Source organism: Falsiroseomonas oryzae (assembly GCF_027856955.1).
Taxonomy (GTDB): domain Bacteria; phylum Pseudomonadota; class Alphaproteobacteria; order Acetobacterales; family Acetobacteraceae; genus Falsiroseomonas; species Falsiroseomonas oryzae.
The window spans coordinates 1-2,628 of record NZ_JAPSMD010000595.1 but is presented as its reverse complement, the minus strand read 5'-3'; the positions used below and the strand labels follow the sequence as shown (position 1 = coordinate 2,628).

The following is a 2,628-nucleotide window of genomic DNA, read 5'->3' as shown; positions in this document are numbered from 1 at the left end:
GAGGACGCGCCGAAGCCCCGCGCGGAGGAGGCCGTGGCCGCGCTGCGCGCCATGGGCGTGGAGGTCGCGATGCTGTCCGGCGACGTCGCCCCGGCGGCGCAGGCGGCAGCCGAGCGGCTCGGCATCCGGCGCGTCGCGGCGGAGATCCTGCCCGACGGCAAGGCGGCCCAGGTGGCGGCCTGGAAGCGGGAAGGCGCGCGCGTCGCCATGGTCGGCGACGGCGTCAACGACGCGCCGGCGCTGGCGGCGGCCGATCTCGGCATCGCCATGGGCACCGGCACGGATGTGGCGATCGCCGCGGCAGGGGTGACCCTGATGCGCGGCGATCCGGGTCTGGTTCCTGCCGCGCTGGACATCACGCGGCGGACCTACGGGAAGGTAAAGGGGAATCTCGCATGGGCGTTCGGCTACAACCTGCTGGGCCTGCCCCTGGCGGCGCTCGGCTTTCTCTCGCCCCCTCTGGCGGGGGCGGCGATGGCGATGTCGTCGGTCTGCGTGGTGGCGAATGCGCTGCTGCTCGCCCGCTGGCGGCCGGCGCGGAGCGCGGGGCAGCCCACGGCATGACCCGCACCCGCGGCGACCGCGGCATGACCATCGGCGAGGCCGCGGCGCGCTCCGGCGTCTCGGCCAAGATGATCCGCCACTACGAGTCGATCGGCCTGATCGAGGCGGAGCGCCGCGCGAACGGATACCGCAGCTACGGTGCCTCGGACGTCGCCGTGCTGCGCTTCATCCGCCATGCGCGCGACCTGGCCTTCCCGCTCGAGGACATCCGCAAGCTGCTCGCGCTGTGGCGCGACCGCTCGCGTGCCAGCGGCGAGGTGAAGCGCCTGGCGCTGGCCCATGTCGAGGCGCTGGAGGCGAAGGCGGCGGCGCTGAACGCCATGGCCGGCAGCCTGCGGCACCTGGCGCAGCACTGCTCCGGCGACGACCGGCCGGACTGCCCGATCCTGGCCGAGCTGGAGGGGAACGCCGCCGCGTGACGATCCGGTCACCGGCCTGCATCGCGCTGGCCGGCGACCGGATCGCTGACCGAGGCAACGGCCGCATCGCCACGGCGTTGGCCTCCCGCGCGGCGCCCGGCATTCCTCGGCCGCCGGTCCCGGGACGCGCGATGCCGTTCGATGTCACACTGCCGGACTTGTTCAAGTGGCTGGCCACCGCCGGCACCCTGCTCGGCGCCGGCATGACCGCGGCGGATCTCGGCCGGCGCTTCACCGGCTGGGGCTTCGCGGCGCTGGCCGCGGGCTCGGCAAGCTGGCTCGCCGCCGCGCAGCTGGAACAGGAAACCCAGCTCGGCCTCACCAATCTCGTCCTGCTCGCCCTGAACCTGTTCGGTGTCTGGCGCTGGCTGGCGCGGGGTGCGCCCGCGCCGGGGGCGGCGAGACGGGCCGAGACCGCGGCGGAGTAGCCCCTCGCGGGTGCATGCCGGTTGAAGCGGCAACGGGTTCCGTCGCGCCACCGGATCGCCGAGAATTGAATCGCCAAGACCGCGCCTTGGGCCCGCTATAGCTCTGGCCACTCGTGCCGAGCGATCCTGGATCGAGCACTTGAACGAATTGACCGTCGCGCGGCCCGTGCTTGACCCGGCGACCCCGCCGGCCTCGCCGCGGCCGCGGCCAGCGGTGGCCTTCAGCGTGGCGCTGGTCGCGGCGGTCCTCGCGCCGATCGTCACCTTCGGGATCTCCGTCTGGTTGTCCTGGGACGCCGCCTGGACCAGCGCGGCGGCGGAGGTGACCCGCACCGCGGATGCCGCCGCCGAGTACGGGCGGCGCCTGCTGGAAGCCCAGGTGCTGCGGATCGACCGCGCGAACGACGTCCTCGCCGGCCTGTCCGATGCGGAGATCCGCCTGCGCGAGCCCGAGCTTCACGCCGCGCTGCGTGCGGCGGCCGCGGAGCGGGAGCCGGCCGAGCGGGAAGCCTTCTACGTCTTCGTCTACGACCGGGACGGCGCCCCGCTGGTGTCGAGCAACCTGCTCCCCGTCCCGCCGCCCAGCCCGCTCCTGGTCCGGCGCGAGTTCAACCAGGCGCTGCGCGGCCCGGACGCGCCCTGGGTGCATGTCGGCCAGGTTCTCACCGGCAGCACGACGGGCCGGCCGTTCCTGGCGATCTCGGCGCGCCGCAGCCGCACCGGCAACCCGCCGACGCCGGGCGGCTATGACGGCGTCGTCAACGCGTCCGTCTATCTCGACCACGTCAATCCTGCCCTCGCCGCGCTCGGGACCGCACCGGGCGACGTGGTGACGCTGGTGCGGACCGACGGCGCGCTGCTGGCGCGCTCCGTCGGCTTCGGCGCCCGACCGCCGGACGGTGCGCGGATCTCCTCCGGCAGCCCGATGATGGCCGTGATGGCCCGCGGCGAGGCGCGGGCGACGATCCGGGCGGTTTCCAGCGTCGACGGCGTGGAGCGCGTGGCCGCCTACCGCCGGGTGGGCGGCGACTGGCCGATCTACGCCTTCGCCGGCAGGGACCGCGCCGTGATCGCCGCCGCCTGGAGCCGCTCCCTGGTGCCGCAGGCGGCGCTGGCGGCGGGCTCCTCCGCGCTGCTGCTGCTCCTCGCGCTGGCCGTCGCGCGGCGCCAGCGCGCGCTGGCCCGGGCGAATGCCGACCTGGAGCGCCGCGTCGCGG

General features: G+C 75.1%; 4 protein-coding genes. All 4 read left to right on the top strand.

What is annotated here, in order from left to right:
- Window positions 1–564, top strand: a 564-nt coding sequence (locus OZN99_RS29365; RefSeq protein WP_270938758.1) for an HAD-IC family P-type ATPase, incomplete at its 5' end; no start/stop codon positions are given.
- A complete protein-coding gene (locus tag OZN99_RS29360) occupies window positions 561–983 on the top strand; it encodes a MerR family transcriptional regulator (RefSeq protein WP_270938757.1) in 423 nt (140 codons plus the stop codon). The genes OZN99_RS29365 and OZN99_RS29360, both read left to right, overlap by 4 nt.
- A complete protein-coding gene (locus OZN99_RS29355) occupies window positions 980–1,411 on the top strand; it encodes a hypothetical protein (RefSeq protein ID WP_270938756.1) in 432 nt (143 codons plus the stop codon). The genes OZN99_RS29360 and OZN99_RS29355 overlap by 4 nt, the downstream gene beginning before the upstream one ends.
- 139 nt (window positions 1,412–1,550) lie before the next feature.
- On the top strand, window positions 1,551–2,628 hold a 1,078-nt coding region (locus tag OZN99_RS29350), incomplete at its 3' end, for a hypothetical protein (protein ID WP_270938755.1).